Source organism: Streptomyces sp. NPDC023157 (genome assembly GCF_055560575.1).
In genome coordinates, this window is sequence record NZ_JBVHIL010000002.1 from 399,632 (window position 1) to 415,495 (window position 15,864).

Annotated in this window: 13 protein-coding genes; 10 read left to right on the top strand and 3 right to left on the bottom strand. The window is 75.5% G+C overall.

Translation table 11 applies throughout. From position 1 onward, the window contains the following. Window positions 1-9: 9 nt before the first annotated feature. On the bottom strand, window positions 10-1,029 hold the full coding sequence (locus ACZ3ZE_RS07450; RefSeq protein ID WP_467257885.1) for an LCP family protein: 1,020 nt from the start codon (window positions 1,027-1,029) through the stop codon (window positions 10-12). Between the two features lie 243 nt (window positions 1,030-1,272). Between ACZ3ZE_RS07450 and ACZ3ZE_RS07455 the strand changes: the two genes are divergently transcribed. After that, a complete protein-coding gene (locus ACZ3ZE_RS07455; protein ID WP_361624525.1) occupies window positions 1,273-2,844 on the top strand; it encodes a hypothetical protein in 1,572 nt (523 codons plus the stop codon). Between the two features lie 337 nt (window positions 2,845-3,181). On the opposite strand, the gene ACZ3ZE_RS07460 is transcribed toward ACZ3ZE_RS07455, so the two are convergent. Next, window positions 3,182-4,594, bottom strand: a complete 1,413-nt coding sequence (locus ACZ3ZE_RS07460; RefSeq protein WP_467257887.1) for a DEAD/DEAH box helicase — start codon at window positions 4,592-4,594, stop codon at window positions 3,182-3,184. A 346-nt stretch (window positions 4,595-4,940) separates the two neighbouring features. Beyond that, complete coding sequence (locus tag ACZ3ZE_RS07465) at window positions 4,941-7,052, bottom strand: ATP-binding protein (protein ID WP_467257890.1); 2,112 nt, start codon at window positions 7,050-7,052, stop codon at window positions 4,941-4,943. A 22-nt stretch (window positions 7,053-7,074) separates the two neighbouring features. Between ACZ3ZE_RS07465 and ACZ3ZE_RS07470 the strand changes: the two genes are divergently transcribed. The 9 genes from ACZ3ZE_RS07470 to ACZ3ZE_RS07510 all read left to right on the top strand — a co-directional run bounded on the left by ACZ3ZE_RS07470 (window position 7,075) and on the right by ACZ3ZE_RS07510 (window position 15,532). Continuing rightward, window positions 7,075-7,788, top strand: a complete 714-nt coding sequence (locus tag ACZ3ZE_RS07470; RefSeq protein ID WP_361170396.1) for a response regulator transcription factor — start codon at window positions 7,075-7,077, stop codon at window positions 7,786-7,788. A gap of 261 nt (window positions 7,789-8,049) precedes the next feature. Next, on the top strand, window positions 8,050-8,538 hold the full coding sequence (locus tag ACZ3ZE_RS07475) for a PhzA/PhzB family protein (protein WP_361170393.1): 489 nt from the start codon (window positions 8,050-8,052) through the stop codon (window positions 8,536-8,538). Between the two features lie 14 nt (window positions 8,539-8,552). After that, entirely contained in the window at window positions 8,553-9,731 is a 1,179-nt protein-coding gene (locus tag ACZ3ZE_RS07480; RefSeq protein ID WP_467258544.1) for a 3-deoxy-7-phosphoheptulonate synthase, read from the top strand. Continuing rightward, entirely contained in the window at window positions 9,728-10,351 is a 624-nt protein-coding gene (locus ACZ3ZE_RS07485; RefSeq protein ID WP_442305229.1) for an isochorismatase family protein, read from the top strand. The genes ACZ3ZE_RS07480 and ACZ3ZE_RS07485 overlap by 4 nt, the downstream gene beginning before the upstream one ends. Next, window positions 10,348-12,384, top strand: coding sequence for an anthranilate synthase family protein (locus ACZ3ZE_RS07490; protein WP_467257893.1), 2,037 nt, complete (start codon window positions 10,348-10,350; stop codon window positions 12,382-12,384). The genes ACZ3ZE_RS07485 and ACZ3ZE_RS07490 overlap by 4 nt, the downstream gene beginning before the upstream one ends. 15 nt (window positions 12,385-12,399) lie before the next feature. After that, the gene (locus ACZ3ZE_RS07495; RefSeq protein WP_361624383.1) at window positions 12,400-13,236 is read left to right on the top strand and encodes a PhzF family phenazine biosynthesis protein; all 837 of its coding nucleotides are present in this window, start codon (window positions 12,400-12,402) and stop codon (window positions 13,234-13,236) included. After that, the gene (gene phzG, locus ACZ3ZE_RS07500; protein ID WP_361170381.1) at window positions 13,229-14,026 is read left to right on the top strand and encodes a phenazine biosynthesis FMN-dependent oxidase PhzG; all 798 of its coding nucleotides are present in this window, start codon (window positions 13,229-13,231) and stop codon (window positions 14,024-14,026) included. Before ACZ3ZE_RS07495 ends, phzG begins: the two co-directional genes overlap by 8 nt. A gap of 37 nt (window positions 14,027-14,063) precedes the next feature. Beyond that, window positions 14,064-14,522, top strand: a complete 459-nt coding sequence (locus ACZ3ZE_RS07505) for a PhzA/PhzB family protein (RefSeq protein ID WP_361170378.1) — start codon at window positions 14,064-14,066, stop codon at window positions 14,520-14,522. Continuing rightward, complete coding sequence (locus ACZ3ZE_RS07510) at window positions 14,519-15,532, top strand: methyltransferase (RefSeq protein ID WP_442305233.1); 1,014 nt, start codon at window positions 14,519-14,521, stop codon at window positions 15,530-15,532. The genes ACZ3ZE_RS07505 and ACZ3ZE_RS07510 overlap by 4 nt, the downstream gene beginning before the upstream one ends. Window positions 15,533-15,864 lie beyond the last annotated feature (332 nt).

Genomic DNA, 15,864 nt, shown 5'->3' on the forward strand with positions numbered 1-15,864 from the left:
GGCGGCGGCTCAGTTGGTCGCCGGCCGCAGCCGGTCGACGGGATGGGTCTCCACATAGGTCCCGACCGTGTCGTCCTGGTACGCCTTCCACAGCGCGGCGCCCCGGGCCGGGTCGAGGTGGACGACCGACTGGCCCTTCACCATGCCGGTCCCCTTCACCGGCGCGTTCATGAAAGTCATGTCGCCCGCGCGGACCTCGCGCATGTTCCACACCAGCTCGCGCATCTCGCCGTCGCCGAAGCGCTCGTCGACGCTGACGGTCTCGGTGAAGATGTCCAGGGTCTCCTTGAGCCGCAGCGGGTCCTTGAGCGACGCGGAGGCCATCACCTTCTCCAGGACGGTGCGCAGGTAGTTCTGCTGCCGGTGGGTGCGGTCGAAGTCGCCGTTGGGCAGGCCCTTGCGCTCCCCCACGTACTCCAGCGCCTGCGCGCCGTCCATGTGCCGGCGCTCCCCGTCGGACATCAGGATGTCGACGCCGCCCACCGCGTCGGTGAGCTTGCGGAAGCCGTTCCAGTCGATCACCGCGAAGTGGTCCACGCGGACATCGGTCAGGCGCTGCACGGTGTCGATGAGGAGCGGCGGGCCGCCCCAGGAGAAGGCCGCGTTCAGCTTGGCCCGGCCCCGGCCGGGGATGTCGACCCAGGAGTCCCGGGGCAGCGAGACGACGTACGCGGCGGAGTGGTCGGCCGGGATGTGCACCAGCATCATGGCGTCGCTGCGCTGGTCCCCGTACTTCCACAGCAAGCCCTTGGCGTCGCTGCCGGTCGTGGGGACGTCCGAGCGGGAGTCGAGCCCCATCAGCAGGAAGTTCCGGCCTCCCTTGGAGGCGGCCGGAACCGGCGCGTTCGTGGGGAAGGTCTGCGGGATCCGCTGCACCCGGCCCGTGTAGTGCTGGTAGGCCCAGTACCCGGTGCCCGCGGTGAGCAGGATCGCCCCCACCAGCAGCACGAGGGCGGTCAGGAGCACCGTCCTCGCCCTGGGCCGCCGCCGCTTCCGTATCCCGCCCTCGGCCTCCGCTGACGCGCTCATCCGGTACGGCTCCCCCTCCGCTGGACACTCCGACTCGCCCCGCCCGGGGCGGACTTCAAGCCACCAGGATGCCGAAGATCGGCAGAACGCGCGAGGAGTCCCGGGAACCGGATGGGGGCCGGACCGGGCCCGCGTCCCGTGTGGACGGGACGCCGGGCGGCCCACCGTAGGGGTGTCGTCGGGGCCCCGGCCCGGACGACGGGAACGACCGGCACCACCCGCACACGGAAAGTCGTGATCACCATGGCGCGCATCCTCGGCCAGTTCGGTACCGACACCGCGCCGTACGTCCTGCGCGGCGCACCGGGCCCCCGCGAGGAGCCCGGCACCCGGGTGCTGCGCGGCCGGGGCTGGGCGCTCGCCGGCGGGCGGGCCGACAGCCGCGACGGCGTGGCGGCCGTCCTCGCCGGCGCCGGCACCCTCGACGTACGGCTGCCGCTGCTGAGCCGCATCGAGGCCGGGGGCCGCCCGGTCGCCGAACGGAACCACGCGGCGCTGCTGCGCGCCGCCTTCGAGACGGACGGGGCCGGCTTCGCCGAGCACCTCCGGGGCGCGTACGCGGCGGCCGTCGTCGACGCGCGCGGGACCCCGGTCCTGGTGCTCGCCGCCGACGCCGCGGGCGCGGTCCCGCTCTACTACCACTGGAACACCACCCGCGAGGTGCTGTCCTTCGCCACCGAGATCCCGGCGCTGCTCGCGCTGCTCCCGGACCCGCCCACACTGTGGACGCCCGGCCTCGACGCGTACCTCACCGCGGGTGCGGCGCTGGGCGGGGCCACGCTGTTCGAGGGCGTACGGGTGCTCCCGCCGGGCACGACCGCCGTGTGCGAACGGGGGCACGCGCCCCGGCTGCTCCGGCGCGAGCCGGAGGGGACGCCGAGGGTCCCGGGGCCGGGGTCGCCGGACCGGGAGCTCCTGGGCGAGGTCCCGGGCGGCCCGGGAACCCCGTCGCCCGAGGCGGGCGAAGGGCCGGGCGCGGAGCCGGACCGCAGGTCGGACCCGCTGTCCGACCCGCTGGACCGGCGCCGGGCGCGGGACCTGCCGGCGCTGCTGCCCGCGCTGCTGTGGCGGCTCGGCCAGCCCGAGGCCGACCCGGGCGCGCTCACCGCGTACGCCGGTCACCGACCGGCGGGCCCGGATGCGCCCGTTCCACCCACGGATCCCGCCACCGATCACGCCGTCGATCTCACCGTCGACACCGACGCCGGGCGGCGTCGGGTGGCGGCGGCCGTGGGCGACCCCGCCGAGGACTGGCTCGCCCGCTACGTCGACGGGCTCGCGCCGGTCGGCACCGAGAGCCGGTCCCGGCTCTACAGCGTCGACTACCGGGCGTACCTCGCCGAGCGGGGCGACGCGGCGCAGGCAGTGGCCGCGCGGCTCGGCGAGGCGACGGCGCTCCGCTCGCGGCGGGCGGTCCTGACCGCGTTCGAGCGGGAGGAGCTGCTGCCGGTGCGCGGGCTGCGCCGCACGGCCCATCTGGGCGGCGCGGGCGTCAGGGTCCCGGGCGACGCCCGGCGGCGGGTCTCGGACCTGCTGGTCCCGGGCGGGGCGCTGACCGACCTGGTGCGGGAGCTGCTGTCCCCCGCGCGGCTGCGGGCCTCCGGGCTGCTCAGCTGGCGGGCGGTCGAGCGGTTGCTCGCCGCCCAGCTCACCCGCCCCTCGGAGCGGCTGGCGGGGACGATCTGGGCCCTGTCGATGTTCGAGCTGTGGCGGGAGGAGTACGCGGTGGCCGTGCGCCGTCCGGTCCCTCCGCCGGTGCGGGCGAAGAGCCCGGCGGAGCTGCCGGTGCTCGGGCGGCGGACGGTGTCACTGTGACGGAAGGGGCCGGGAGTGAGTCACGGGCCTCATGTGCCCGGGACGCCTCCGAGGTGACCATGGAACAGGAATCCGCACCGGCGGAGTCCAGGAAGAGAACAAAATGAAGCGCAAGATCATCGGATCGGTGCTTGCCCTCGTGGCTCTCGCCACGGCCGTGCTCTTCGGTTCGAAGGGCTGCGGCGCGCAGGGCACCGGCTCCGCTCGACCCGGCCACAAGCCCTCGTGCACCGACCGAGGTTGCCCCGGCTGCCAGCCTTAGGGTCCGAGCAGCAGACCGCGGACCCGTGACCCCGGCGCCCGCCGCCCCTCCAGGCGGCGGGCGCCTCGTCGTGCGTTACGCGCCGCCCCGGCGCACGCGGGCGGCCTTGCGGGCCTCGGCCGCGCGCCGGGCGTCGGCGGTCTTGCGGGTCTCGTTCTTGGTGCGTCCGGGCCGCCCGGGGACGGTGCCCATGCCGCGGAACGCGGCGCCGCGCCGGTCGCGCTCGGCGGGGGCGGCCGTCCCGCCGCCGGGGGTACCGGCCGTGGCCTTGGCGCCGGTGATCCTGCGCAGCTCGTCCGCGCCGGGGCGCACGTCGGTGGTGCGGGAGCGGACGCCCGCGTCGGTGAGGAGCCGGGCGAGGTCGCGGCGCTGGTCGGGCAGGACCAGGGTGACGACGCTGCCGGTGGCTCCGGCCCGTGCCGTGCGCCCGGCGCGGTGGAGGTAGTCCTTGGGGTCGGTGGGCGGGTCGACGTTGACGATCAGGTCGAGGTCGTCGACGTGCAGGCCGCGTGCGGCGACCTTGGTCGCCACCAGGACGGTGACCGCGCCGGTCCGGAACTTCTCCAGGGTGTCCGTGCGCTGGGGCTGGGACTTGTCGCCGTGCAGCGCGGCGGCCCGCACCCCGGCGGCGACGAGCTGCCGGGTGAAGCGGTCGACGGAGGCCTTGGTGTGCAGGAACATGAGCACGCGCCCGTCGCGGGTGGCGATCTCGCCGGCGACGTCGAACTTGTCGCCGCCGTCGACGCGGAGCACATGGTGCTCGGCCGTGGGGACGGGGGCGGCGGCCGCGTCGGCGGCGTGGACCACCGGGTCCTGGAGGTAGCGGTGGACCAGGGTCTCGACGTCCCGGTCCAGGGTGGCCGAGAAGAGCATCCGCTGGCCGCCGGACGGCACCCGGTCGAGCAGTTCGGTCACCTGCGGAAGGAATCCCAGGTCGGCCATCTGGTCGGCCTCGTCGAGGACCGTGACGGCCACCTCGTCGAGCCGGCAGTCCCGGCGCTCGATCAGGTCCTTGAGGCGCCCGGGGGTGGCGATCAGGACCTCCGCCCCGGCCTTCAGCTCCTGGGCCTGACGGCCGGCCTGCATGCCGCCGACGACGGTCGCGAGCCGCAGGTCGAGGGCGCGCGCGTACGGCGCGAGCGCCCCGGTCACCTGCTGGGCCAGTTCGCGGGTGGGCACGAGCACCAGCGCCAGCGGCTTCTTCGCGGCGGCCCGGCGGCCCGCGGTGCGCGCGAGGAGCGCGAGGCCGAAGGCGAGCGTCTTGCCGGAGCCGGTGCGCCCACGGCCCAGGACGTCACGGCCGGCGAGGGCGCTGGGCAGGGCGGCCGACTGGATCGGGAACGGGGTGGTGACGCCCTGCGCGGCCAGCGTCGTCAGGACCGCCTCGGGCAGCTCCATGGCGTCGAAGCTCTCGGCGGCCGGGAGCGGCGGCGTGCCGGTGAGGTCGGCGAGGCCGGAGGGATCTCCCGTGCGGTCCGAGCTGTTCATGGATGCGATGCCTTCTTCGGTCGGTGTCCGTCAAGGAAAGCACGACGGGGAGGGGGCGGCCGAATCCGCGCCCGGCCGGACCCGCCGGGCGCCGCCCCGCGTGGTGTCCGCCGGGCCTCCCTGGGCTGCGTGCGCGAGGCCTCCGGAGTCGCGTGCGCCGGGCCACCGGGCGTTGTGTGCGCCGGGCACCCCCGGGCCGTGTGCGCCAGGCCCCTTTGGGCCGTGTCCTTCAGGCACCCCCTGCGTCGCGTCGGCCAGACCCTCCCTCCGGGCCGATCCGCCACGCACCCCCGGGCCGTGTCCGCCAGGCCCCCCGGCGGTCTACGGACAAGCCCCGGCTCCCGGTCTACCCCCGCTCCACAGACGTGACCGGGAGCGGCGGCTCCGCCGTGCCGACGGTCGTGCGGGGCAGTACGGCGCGGACGCGGGTGCCGCGGCCCGCGTGGACGAAGGACTCGACCGTGCACCGGCCGCCGATCTCCGCGGCGCGTTCGGCCATGGAGCGCAGGCCCACCCCGCGGTGGACGGCGCCCCGGCCGAAGCCGGTGCCGTCGTCCTCGACGGTAACGGTGAGCGCCTCGGCGTCGGCCCGCAGCCTGACCTCGGCCCGGGTGGCGCGGGCGTGCCGCACGACGTTGTTGAGGGCCTCGGCCGCGATCCGGTAGGCGGCCACCTCCACGGCGGCGGGGAGCGGCGGCAGCGGGTCGGGGTCGAAGGCGGCGGCCACCGTCAGCCGGGCGCCGTCGAAGGAGGCGGCGAGCTGGCGGAGGGCCCCGTCGAGGCCCAGTTCGCCGAGGGGCGCCGGGCCGAGCCGGTCGGTGATGCGACGGACCTCCTTGATGGCCATGCCGAGGTCGTCGGAGACGGCGCGCAGCGCCTCGCGCAGGGTGTCCTCGGCGGGCAGCCGGGCGGTGGCGTTCTCGACGCGCAGGCGCAGTCCGGCGAGGGCCGGGCCGAGGCCGTCGTGGATGTCGCGGCGCAGCCGGCGCCGTTCCTCCTCGCGTGCGGTGACGATCTGCTCGCGGCTGCTGCGCAGGTCCTCCTGGAGCCGCAGGGAGGCGACGGCGGGCGCGGCCTGGCTGGCGAGGGAGGAGAGGATGAGGCCGTCCTGCGCGTCGAGCTCGGTCTCGCCCTCGCGCAGGCCGACGGAGAGCCGGCCGACGACGGTGCCCTGGTGGAGCATGTCGAAGTGGTGCGGGTGGTCGCCGAGCGATCCCACCCGGGCCAGCACCCGGGCCCCGGCGCGGGTGTGGACGGCGAGCGCGGCGGCGGGCAGGCGCAGTGTCTCCACGACGGTGGCGCAGAGGGTGGCGGGGATGTCCTGGGAGCTGCCGGCGTGGCTGATGCGGGCGGCGAGGGTGTGCAGCACCTGGTAGGGGTGGGCCCGGTCCCCGTAGTAGAGCCGGTCGACGACGCCGACCGCCCAGGCGACGGTGCGGCGCAGGCCCGCGCCCATGAGGAAGGCGACGGCGACCAGGGCGAGGGCGTCGGCGTACCGGCTGGGGGTCATGCCGCTGACGAGCGCGGCCACGACGGCGACGTCGGCGGCGGTGAGCAGGGCGACCACGAGCAGTCCGGCGAGGATGCGCCGTTCCGGGCGGCTGAGCCGCCAGGAGCCGGTGCGGACGACGACGTAGCCGACGGAGGCGGACAGGGCGACGGAGGCCGCCGTCATCAGCCAGTACATGGGCCAGCGCAGGGCGGCGCCGAAGTTGTACGTGATGCTCTGGGCCACGCCCCACACGACGTACGAGGCGAGGAGCGTGAGGAGCGCCCGGCGGGTGTGGGCGGAGCCGATGCGTCGGACCCGGAGGAACATGACGGTGCCGCTGACGGCGATGAGGACGAAGTGGGTGACGTTCTCGGCGACGCCGAGGTGGCCGTCGAGGAAGGCCGAGGCGCTCCCCCACCAGCCGCCGGCCAGGGGGTTGGGCAGGCCGAACCGCTCGGGCTGGGCGGCGTACGCGAAGGCCTGCGGCGCCACCCAGGCGGCGACGCCCGCCACGTACCACCACCAGCGGCGGGCCAGCCGGCCGTCGGGGAACCACAGCGGGAGGGTGTACCAGAGGGTGACCTTGAGCCAGTTGGCGAGGGCCTCGAAGACGAGGACGGCGGCGCGCAGCGCGTCGGAGGGGTGCCCGAGCCACATCGGGGCGGCGAGGGCGGCGGGCAGGATGACCGTCATGCCGTACGCGATGAGCACCCAGCCGACCGGGCGGCCCGGCCAGTGCGCGTGGACGAGGACGCCGGCGGCGATGGCGGGCAGCCCGTACATGAGGACGCGCAGGCTCTGGGCGCTCTCGGAGGTCCCGTGGGCTCCCAGGTTGACGAGGAGGTAGCAGATCCACAGCCCGGCGAGGGCGAGGGTGACCGCGGCGCACAGCGCGGCGGCGGCCAGCCGGCGCTCGCCCTCCGACCGGTGGGAACCCGACGGCGCGTTCTCACTCCATGCGTTCATATGCATACCTATAGTAATCGGCATGACGGCAGAAGGCCCCCAGGGCGCTCAGGGCTCCGAGACGTCCGCGGTCACGGTGGTGCTGGTGGACGACCACCCGATGTTCCTGGACGGGCTGCGCGGGGCGCTGCTTCCCGAGGACGGTTTCCGGGTGGTGGGCGAGGCGACGTCGGCCGCCGAGGCCGTCGCGCTCTGCGCGCGGACCGCACCGCAGGTGGTGGTGCTCGATCTCGGGCTGCCGGACGCCTCGGGCATCGAGGTGACCCGGCGGCTGCTCGGCGACCGGCCGGAGACCCATGTGCTGGTGCTCAGCATGTCCGAGGACGACGACAACCTGCTCGCGGCGGTACGGGCCGGGGCCAGCGGCTACCTCGTGAAGGGGGCCGGGCGGGAGGAGATCATCGGGGCGATCCGTACGGTCGCGGGCGGCGGCGCGGTCTTCGGGCCACGGATCGCCGAGCGGCTCCAGTCCTTCTTCGGGGCACTGGCGGCCGCGCCGGGGCGGGAGGTCTTCCCGGATCTGACCCCGCGCGAGCTGGAGGTCCTCGACCTGCTCGCGGGCGGGCTCGACTACCGCCAGATCGCCCGGCGGCTGACCATCTCCGACAAGACCGTCCGCAACCACGTCACGAACATCTTCAGCAAGTTGCAGGTCAACGACCGGGCGCAGGCGATCGTCCGGGCCCGCAACGCGGGACTCGGCACCGACGGGACACCTCCGCCCCGACACGACTGACCCCATGGCGTCCTCCTCCTGCACACGGCTCGGTGGGCGCGCGGCCCGACGGCCCCGACGGCCCCGCCCGTAGGAACCAGTCTTCCCTTCCCGGCGGACCGGGCGCATGAGGCGGGCGGCCCCGTCGCGTCCCGGTCCGGACCGGGACCGGGAACCCGTGCGCGGCTGAGGGGACGGCCGGTCCGGCGACCCGGGCGCCCGGGTCGCCGGGCGGCGGAATGTAGGCGCATCGACGCCGTATCCGCACCAGGAGGACCCGAGATGTCCGGCACCGCACCGCAGTCCGGTTTCGCCGACGCGAGCGCACTGCGCCGACGCAACCGGCAGACCGTCGAGACGTACATGACCACCCGGGGCGAGGACCGGCTCCGCAGGCACGAGCTGTTCACCGAGGACGGCACCGGCGGCCTGTGGACCACCGACACCGGCGCCCCGATCGCCATCCGGGGCCGCGACCGGCTCGCCGAGCACGCCGTCTGGTCGCTGCGCTGCTTCCCCGACTGGGAGTGGTACGGCGTCCGCGTCTTCGAGACGCAGGACCCGAACCACTTCTGGGTGGAGTGCCACGGCCACGGCCGGATCCGCTTCCCCGGCTATCCGGAGGGGTTCTACGAGAACCACTTCCTGCACTCCTTCGAGCTGGCCGACGGCCGGATCGTCCGGAACCGCGAATTCATGAACCCGTTCGCCCAACTGCGCGCCCTGGGCATCCCGGTGCCCACGGTCCGCCGAGAGGGGATACCGACATGAGCCCGACGCACACCGTGGAGGACCTGCTCCACGAGATACGCGGGCGGGGCGCCGAACAGCAGCCCGACTGGCCCGACCCGGCGCAGACCCGGAGGGTGCGGGCGGCCCTGGCGGGCCGGCCGGCCCTGGTCCGGCCCGAGGACCTGCGGGCGCTCGGGGCGCTGCTCGCCCGGGTCGCCGAGGGCCGGGCGCTGGTCGTGCAGTCCGGCGACTGCGCCGAGGACCCGGAGGAGCGGACGGCGGGCCACGTGGGCCGCCGGGTGGCCGTGCTCGACCTGCTCGCCGGGGCGCTGCGCACCGCCTCCCGCAAGCCGGTGCTCCGGGTGGGCCGGATCGCCGGCCAGTACGCCAAGCCGCGCTCCAGCCCCTTCGAGCGGGTCGGCGACCTCGGCCTCCCCTCGTACCGTGGGCACTTGGTCAACGGGCCCGAACCCGACGAGGAGAGCCGCCGGCCGGACCCGCTGCGCCTGCTGCTCGGCTATCTCGCCGCCGGGGACGTCATGGAGCACCTGGGCTGGCGCGGGACGCACCCGCCGCGCGGGCTCGAACCGCCGGTGTGGACCAGCCACGAGGCCCTGCTGCTCGACTACGAGGTGCCGCTGCTGCGCCACGACGACGAGGGCCGGCTCTATCTCGGCTCCACGCACTGGCCGTGGATCGGCAAGCGGACCCGGCACGTCGACGGCGCCCACGTGGCCCTGCTCGCCCGGGTCGGCAACCCGGTGGCGTGCAAGGTCGACGCCGACCTGGCCCCGGCCGAACTGCTCGCCCTCTGCGAGCGGCTGGACCCGGGCCGGGTGCCCGGACGGCTCACGCTGATCGCCCGGATGGGGGCCGGCCTGGTCGCCGACCGGCTGCCGCCGCTGGTCGCGGCGGTGCGGGCGGCGGGCCACCCGGTGAACTGGCTCTGCGACCCGATGCACGGCAACACCGTGCAGGCCGGGGACGGGACCAAGACCCGGGTGGTGCCGACCGTGCGCCGCGAGGTCGTGCTGTTCCAGCGGGCCGTCGAGTCCGCCGGGGGCGTGGCCGCCGGGCTGCATCTGGAGACCACTCCGGACGAGGTCACCGAGTGCGCCTCGGACCGGCACGGCCTCGACCGGGTCTCCGAGGTCTACACGACCTTCTGCGACCCGCGGCTCAATCCGTGGCAGGCGCTCCGCGTCGCCTCGGCCTGGAGGGGAGCACCGTGACCGGCATCCCGCCCATCACCCCGTACCGGCTGCCGTCGGCGGCCGAACTGCCCGCCAACACGGCCCGGTGGCGGCTCGATCCGCACCGCGCGGTGCTGCTCGTCCACGACATGCAGCGCTACTTCCTCGCCCCCTTCCCGGCCACCCCGCGCCGGGAGCTCGTCGCCCGGGCCGCGCTGCTGCGCGAGCGGTGCGCGGCGCACGGAATGCCCGTCGCGTACACGGCCCAGCCTGGTTCGATGACCCGGCGGGAGCGCGGGCTGCTGCGGGACTTCTGGGGGCCGGGGATGCGGGCCGCCCCGGAGGACCGGGAGGTGGTCGCGGAGCTCGCGCCCGCCGCCGGGGACTGGCTCCTCGTCAAACGCCGCTACAGCGCCTTCTTCCGCTCCGGGCTGCTCGCCCGGCTGCGGGAGGCCGGCCGCGACCAGCTCGTCCTGTGCGGGGTGTACGCCCACGTGGGCGTCCTGGCCACGGCGGTCGAGGCGTTCACCCACGACATCCGCGTGTTCCTCGTCGCCGACGCCGTCGCCGACTTCTCCAGGGAACACCACGACGCCGCCCTGCGGTACGCCGCCGAACGCTGCGCCATGGTCGTCACCACCGAGGAGGTCCTGTCATGACCGACGCCCTGGCACCACTGCTGGGCCCCGGGCCCCGGCCCCCCGCGTACGCGCTGCTGCACCGTCCCGGAGCGGGCTCCCCGGACGTCCTCGACGTCCTGGTCGGCCGGGTGTCGCTGCCCGCCACGCTCGCCGGGATCCCGCTGCCCGAGCGGCCCGAGCGGCCCGGCCGGGCGCGGGGCGCGCACCACGAGTCGCTGGTCGTCGTCCCGTACCGGCAGATCACCGAGCGCGGCTTCGCCTGCGCCGACGACGGGGCGCCGCTGATCGCCATGACGGTGACCGGCCAGGACACCGTCCCGCTGGGCGAGGCGCTCGCACGGCTGCCGCGGGAGGCGACGGTGCTCACCGGCGCCCGCTTCGACCTGGACGACGAGGCGTACGCGCGGACCGTCGGCCGGGTCGTACGGGAGGCCATCGGCGAGGGCGCGGGCGCCAACTTCGTGCTGCGGCGCACCTTCCTCGCGGAGCTCGCCGAGCACGGCCCGGACAGCGCGCTCGCCTTCTTCCGGCGCCTGCTCGAACAGGAGTCGGGCGCGTACTGGACCTTCCTCGTGCACACCGGGGCCCGCACCTTCGTCGGGGCCTCGCCCGAGCGGCACGTCACCCTGCGGGACGGCACGGCGGTCATGAACCCGATCAGCGGCACCTACCGGCATCCGCCCGAGGGGCCGAGCCTGCCCGGGGTCATGGAGTTCCTCTCCGACCGGAAGGAACGCGACGAGCTGTCGATGGTGGTGGACGAGGAGCTGAAGATGATGGCGCGGATCTGCGAGGGCGGCGGCCGGGTCGTCGGCCCGTACCTCAAGGAGATGGCACGGCTCGCCCACACCGAGTACCTCATCGAGGGCCGGACGGACCGCGAGGTGCGCGAGATCCTGCGCGAGACCCTGTTCGCGCCGACGGTCACCGGCTCCCCGCTGGAGAACGCCTGCCGGGTGATCGCCCGTTACGAGGGCGGGGGCCGCGGCTATTACAGCGGGGTCGTCGCGCTGATCGGGCGCGACGCGTCCGGTGGCCGGGAGCTGGACTCGGCGATCCTGATCCGGACCGCCGACATCGACGCCGCCGGCCGGGTCGCCATCGGCGTCGGGGCCACGGTGGTGCGCCACTCCGACCCCGACGCGGAGGCGGCCGAGACCCGGGCCAAGGCGGCCGGACTGCTCGCCGCCCTCGAAGGCGACGGCCCCGGCCCCTTCGGCACCCACCCGGAGGTGCGGGCCGCACTGGCCCGGCGGAACGCGGACCTGTCCGGCTTCTGGCTGGACGGCGGGGACGGCCGGGGCGGGCGGAGCGGACGGGGCGACGGGGATGGCCGGGGCGGCCGGGATGGCCGGGGCGGCCGGGATGGCCGGGATGGCCGGGATCAGGGGAGCCCCGAAGGCGCGGACTCCGCCGACGCCGCCGACGGCACCACCGGCACCGGACTCGCCGGGCGCACGGTCCTCGTCGTCGACGCCGAGGACACCTTCACCGCGATGATCGCGCACCAGCTGCGGGCCCTCGGGCTCGTCGTGTCGGTCCGCCGCCACGACGAGGAGTACGCGCCCGACGCGTACGACCTGGTGGTCCTCGGGCCCGGCCCCGGTGACCCCGCCGAGGCGGCACACCCCCGCATCGAGGCGATCCGGACCACGTCCCGCGGCCTGCTGGCGGGGCGGCGCCCGTTCCTCGCGGTCTGCCTGAGCCATCAGGTCGTCAGCCTGGAGCTCGGCCTTCCGCTGGTCCGCAGGGACGTGCCCCACCAGGGCGTGCAGAAGGAGATCGACCTGTTCGGGCGGCGCGAGCGGGTCGGCTTCTACAACACCTTCGCCGCGCGCGGCCCGGCCGACCGGACCGTCGTCGACGGGGTCGGCGCGGTGGAGCTGAGCCGCGACCCGGAGACCGGCGAGGTGCACGCGCTGCGCGGACCGCACTTCACCACGCTCCAGTTCCACCCCGAGTCCGTGCTCACCCGCGACGGACCGGGCATCTTCGCCCGCGCCGCCCGCCGGGCGCTGCGCCCGCCGGCACCCCACCGGTCACACCCGTGAGGAGGAGAGGACATCATGCGCCCCTACGTCGTCGTGGACGCCTTCGCCCGTGAACCCCTGCGGGGGAACCCGGTGGCCGTGTTCTTCGACTGCGCCGGACTCCCGGCCTCGTGGATGCAGCGCATCGCCCGGGAGATGAACCTGTCGGAGGTGACCTTCGTCCTGCCGCCCCGGCGCGGCGGCGACGCCCGGGTGCGCATCTTCACCCCGGTGAACGAACTGCCCTTCGCCGGACACCCGTTGCTCGGCACCGCCGTCGCCCTCGGCCCGTACGTGCGGGGCGACCGACTGCTCCTGGAGACCGCGATGGGGATCGTGCCCTGCAGGCTCGACCGGCGGGCGGGCCGGGTGGCGGCGGCCACGATGCGCCAGCCGCTGCCCGCCTGGGAGCCCTTCGACCGGGCGGCCGAGCTGCTCGCGGCGCTGGGGGTGCCCGCCTCCACGCTGCCGGTGGAGGTCTACCGCAACGGTCCCCGGCATGTCTTCGTCGGCCTGGAGTCCGTCGCCGCGCTCTCGGCCCTGACCCCCGACCACCGGGCCCTGGCGGCCTTCGAGGACCTGGCCACGAACTGCTTCGCCGGGGCGGGCACGCGCTGGCGCAGCCGGATGTTCTCGCCCGCGTACGGCGTGGTCGAGGACGCGGCGACGGGCTCGGCCGCCGGCCCGCTCGCCGTCCATCTCGCCCGGCACGGGCGGGTGGCGTACGGGCGGCAGCTGAAGATCCGGCAGGGCGTCGAACTGGGCCGCGACTCCCTGATGCTGGCCCGCGCCGAAGGGGCCGGCGACCAGGTCGACTACGTCGAGGTCGGCGGCGAGGCCGTCACCGTGGCCCACGGGAGGATCCATGTCTGAGCACGTCGAGCACGTCGAGTCCGTCGAGCACGTCGAGTCGGTCGCGCACGTCCCGTCCGTCGAGTCCGCCGCGTGTCCCGCATCCGTCGCGCGTCCCGCATCCGTCGAGCGATCCGCCTCCGTCGAGGCACCCGCGTCCGCCCCGGCACCGCGCCGGTCGGAGACCCTCACCGGGACGGTCTCGCTGCCCTTCCCCGAGTACGAGGTGCCGCCCGCCGATCCGATCGGGCTGCTGCGCCGCTGGCTGGAGGGTGCGGAGGAGGTCGGTGTGCGGGAGCCGCGGGCGTTGGCGCTCGCGACCGCCGACGCGGCGGGGCGGCCGTCCAGCCGGATCGTCGCCGTCAGCCGGGTCACCGCCACCGGGCTGGTCTTCACCACCCATCACGGCAGCGGCAAGGAGCGCGAACTGCGCGCGAACCCCTGGGCGTCGGGGCTGCTCTACTGGCGGGAGACGAGCCGGCAGGTCAGCGTGGGCGGCCGGGTCCGGCGGCTCCCCGACGCCACCGCCGACGCCCTGTGGGCGGCCCGGCCGGTCTTCACCCACGCGATGACCGTGGCCTCCCGGCAGAGCGCCCCGCTGGCCGGCCCCGCCGAGGTCGCCGCGCTGCGCGCCCGCGCCGCGCGGCTGGCCGAGGCCGGACCGCAGCCGCGCCCCGCCGCGTACATCGCCCTGGAACTCGTCCCCGAGCGGCTGGAGTTCTGGGCGGACGGCACCGGCCGGCTGCACGAGCGGCTGCGCTACGAGCGCGTCCCCGGGGGCGGCTGGCGGTCCTGCCGTCTCCAGCCCTGACCGTACCGAATACGTTCCGCTCCGAAAGGAATCCGTGATGCGTGAGTCCACGCTCCGCGACCGCAACCGCGCCACCGTCGACGCCTTCCTCCGCACCGACCGCGAGAGCAGACTGCGGCGCCACCGGCTGTACACCGAGGACGGCACGGCCGCCCTGTTCTTCACCGATGTCGGCCGGCCGATCGTCGTCCGGGGCCGCGAGCGGCTGCGGCGGCACGGCGAACTGTCGCTCCAGGTGCTGCCCGACTGGGTCTGGACCGACGTCGAGGTGTACGAGACGCAGCACACCGGCCTGATCTGGGTGGAGTGCGGCGGCGAGGGCACCATCCGCTTCCCCGGCTATCCGGCCGGCCACTACCGCAACCGGTTCGTGCACCGCTTCGAGCTGGCGGACGGCCTCATCGCGGCCAGCCGCGAGTACACCAACCCCATCGAGCACATGCGCTCCCTGGGCATCGGCACCCCCCACATCGCGAGGGACTGGATACCGTCATGACCACCGATCCGCGGGCCGTGCGGGCCGCGTTCGAGCTCGTCACCGGCGCCTGGCGCACCCAGGCCGTCCATGTCGCCGCCCGGCTGCGGCTGCCCGACCTGGTGGCCGAGGGGCACCGCGACGGCGCGGCGGTGGCCGCCGCCACCGGCCTCGACCCCGATGTCGCGCACCGGCTGCTGCGCCTGCTCGTCCTGCTCGGGGTGTTCGACACGGACTCCGACGGCACCCTCCGTACGACACCCGTGGGCGAGCTGCTGCGCGACCGGCCGGGCTCGCTGCGCGACATGTGCCTGCTGTACGGGGAGGAGTTCTACCGCGCCTGGGGGCACGCCGAGGAGGCGCTGACGACCGGGACGCCCGGGTTCGAGCTGGCACACGGCGAGCCGCTGATCGCGTACCTGGCCGGGGATCCGGAGGCGGCGGCCCGATTCCAGCGGGTGATGCAGGCCGGGCACGCCGTCTTCGACGCGGTCCCGGGCGTCCTCGGCCTCTCGGGGCCGGGCCGGGTGGTGGACCTCGGGGGCGGCGCGGGGCGGCTGCTGGCCACCGTGCTCGCGGCGGCCCCGGCCGCCCGCGGGGTGCTCGTCGACCTGCCGCACGTCCTGCCGCTGGCCCGTGCGCAGCTGGCCGAGAGCGTGGGCCTGGACCGGGTCGAGCTGCTCGGCCGGGACATCTTCGAGGCGCCGCTGCCCGGGGACGGGGACGTCTATCTGCTGTCCCGGGTGCTCGGCGACTGGGACGACGGGCACTGTCTCCGCCTGCTGCGCCGGGTGCGGGCGGTGCTCGCGCCGGGGGCGCGGCTGCTGGTCCTGGAGCGGGTGACGACGGACGACGGGTCGGGCGCCCTGGCCGCGCTGTGGGATCTGCACCTGCTGGTGGTCAACGGCGGCCGGCAGCGCACCCTCGACGCCTACCGGTCCCTGCTGGGCCGTTCGGGGCTGGCGGTCGAACGGGTGGTGGAGCTGCCGCTCGACACGAAGGGACTGGTCGTGGGCGTGGCGTCAGGGTGAGGTCCAGTGGGCGGTGAAGGGCCGGCCGGTGGTGTGGTCGAGAAGGCGCGGGCGGCGGCGGCCGGCCCGGGCGGCGTTCGGCGTCACCGCGCTCGCCGCGCCGCTGCCGGTCGTCCTGGTGGGCGCGGGGCAGTGCCCGTACGTGCCGGCGTCCGCCGACGGTCCGCCCGCCGGTCTGCCGGTGGGCGGGGCCGCGACGGACGCGGCACGCTGGAACAGCTCCTCGCCTTCGGGGTCCTGCTCGTCCCGGTCGCCCTCGGCTGCCAGGCGTGGGGCTGGTGGGCCTTCCGGGGGGGGGTGGACCCGCGTGATCCTGGCTGGTACTCCCAGGG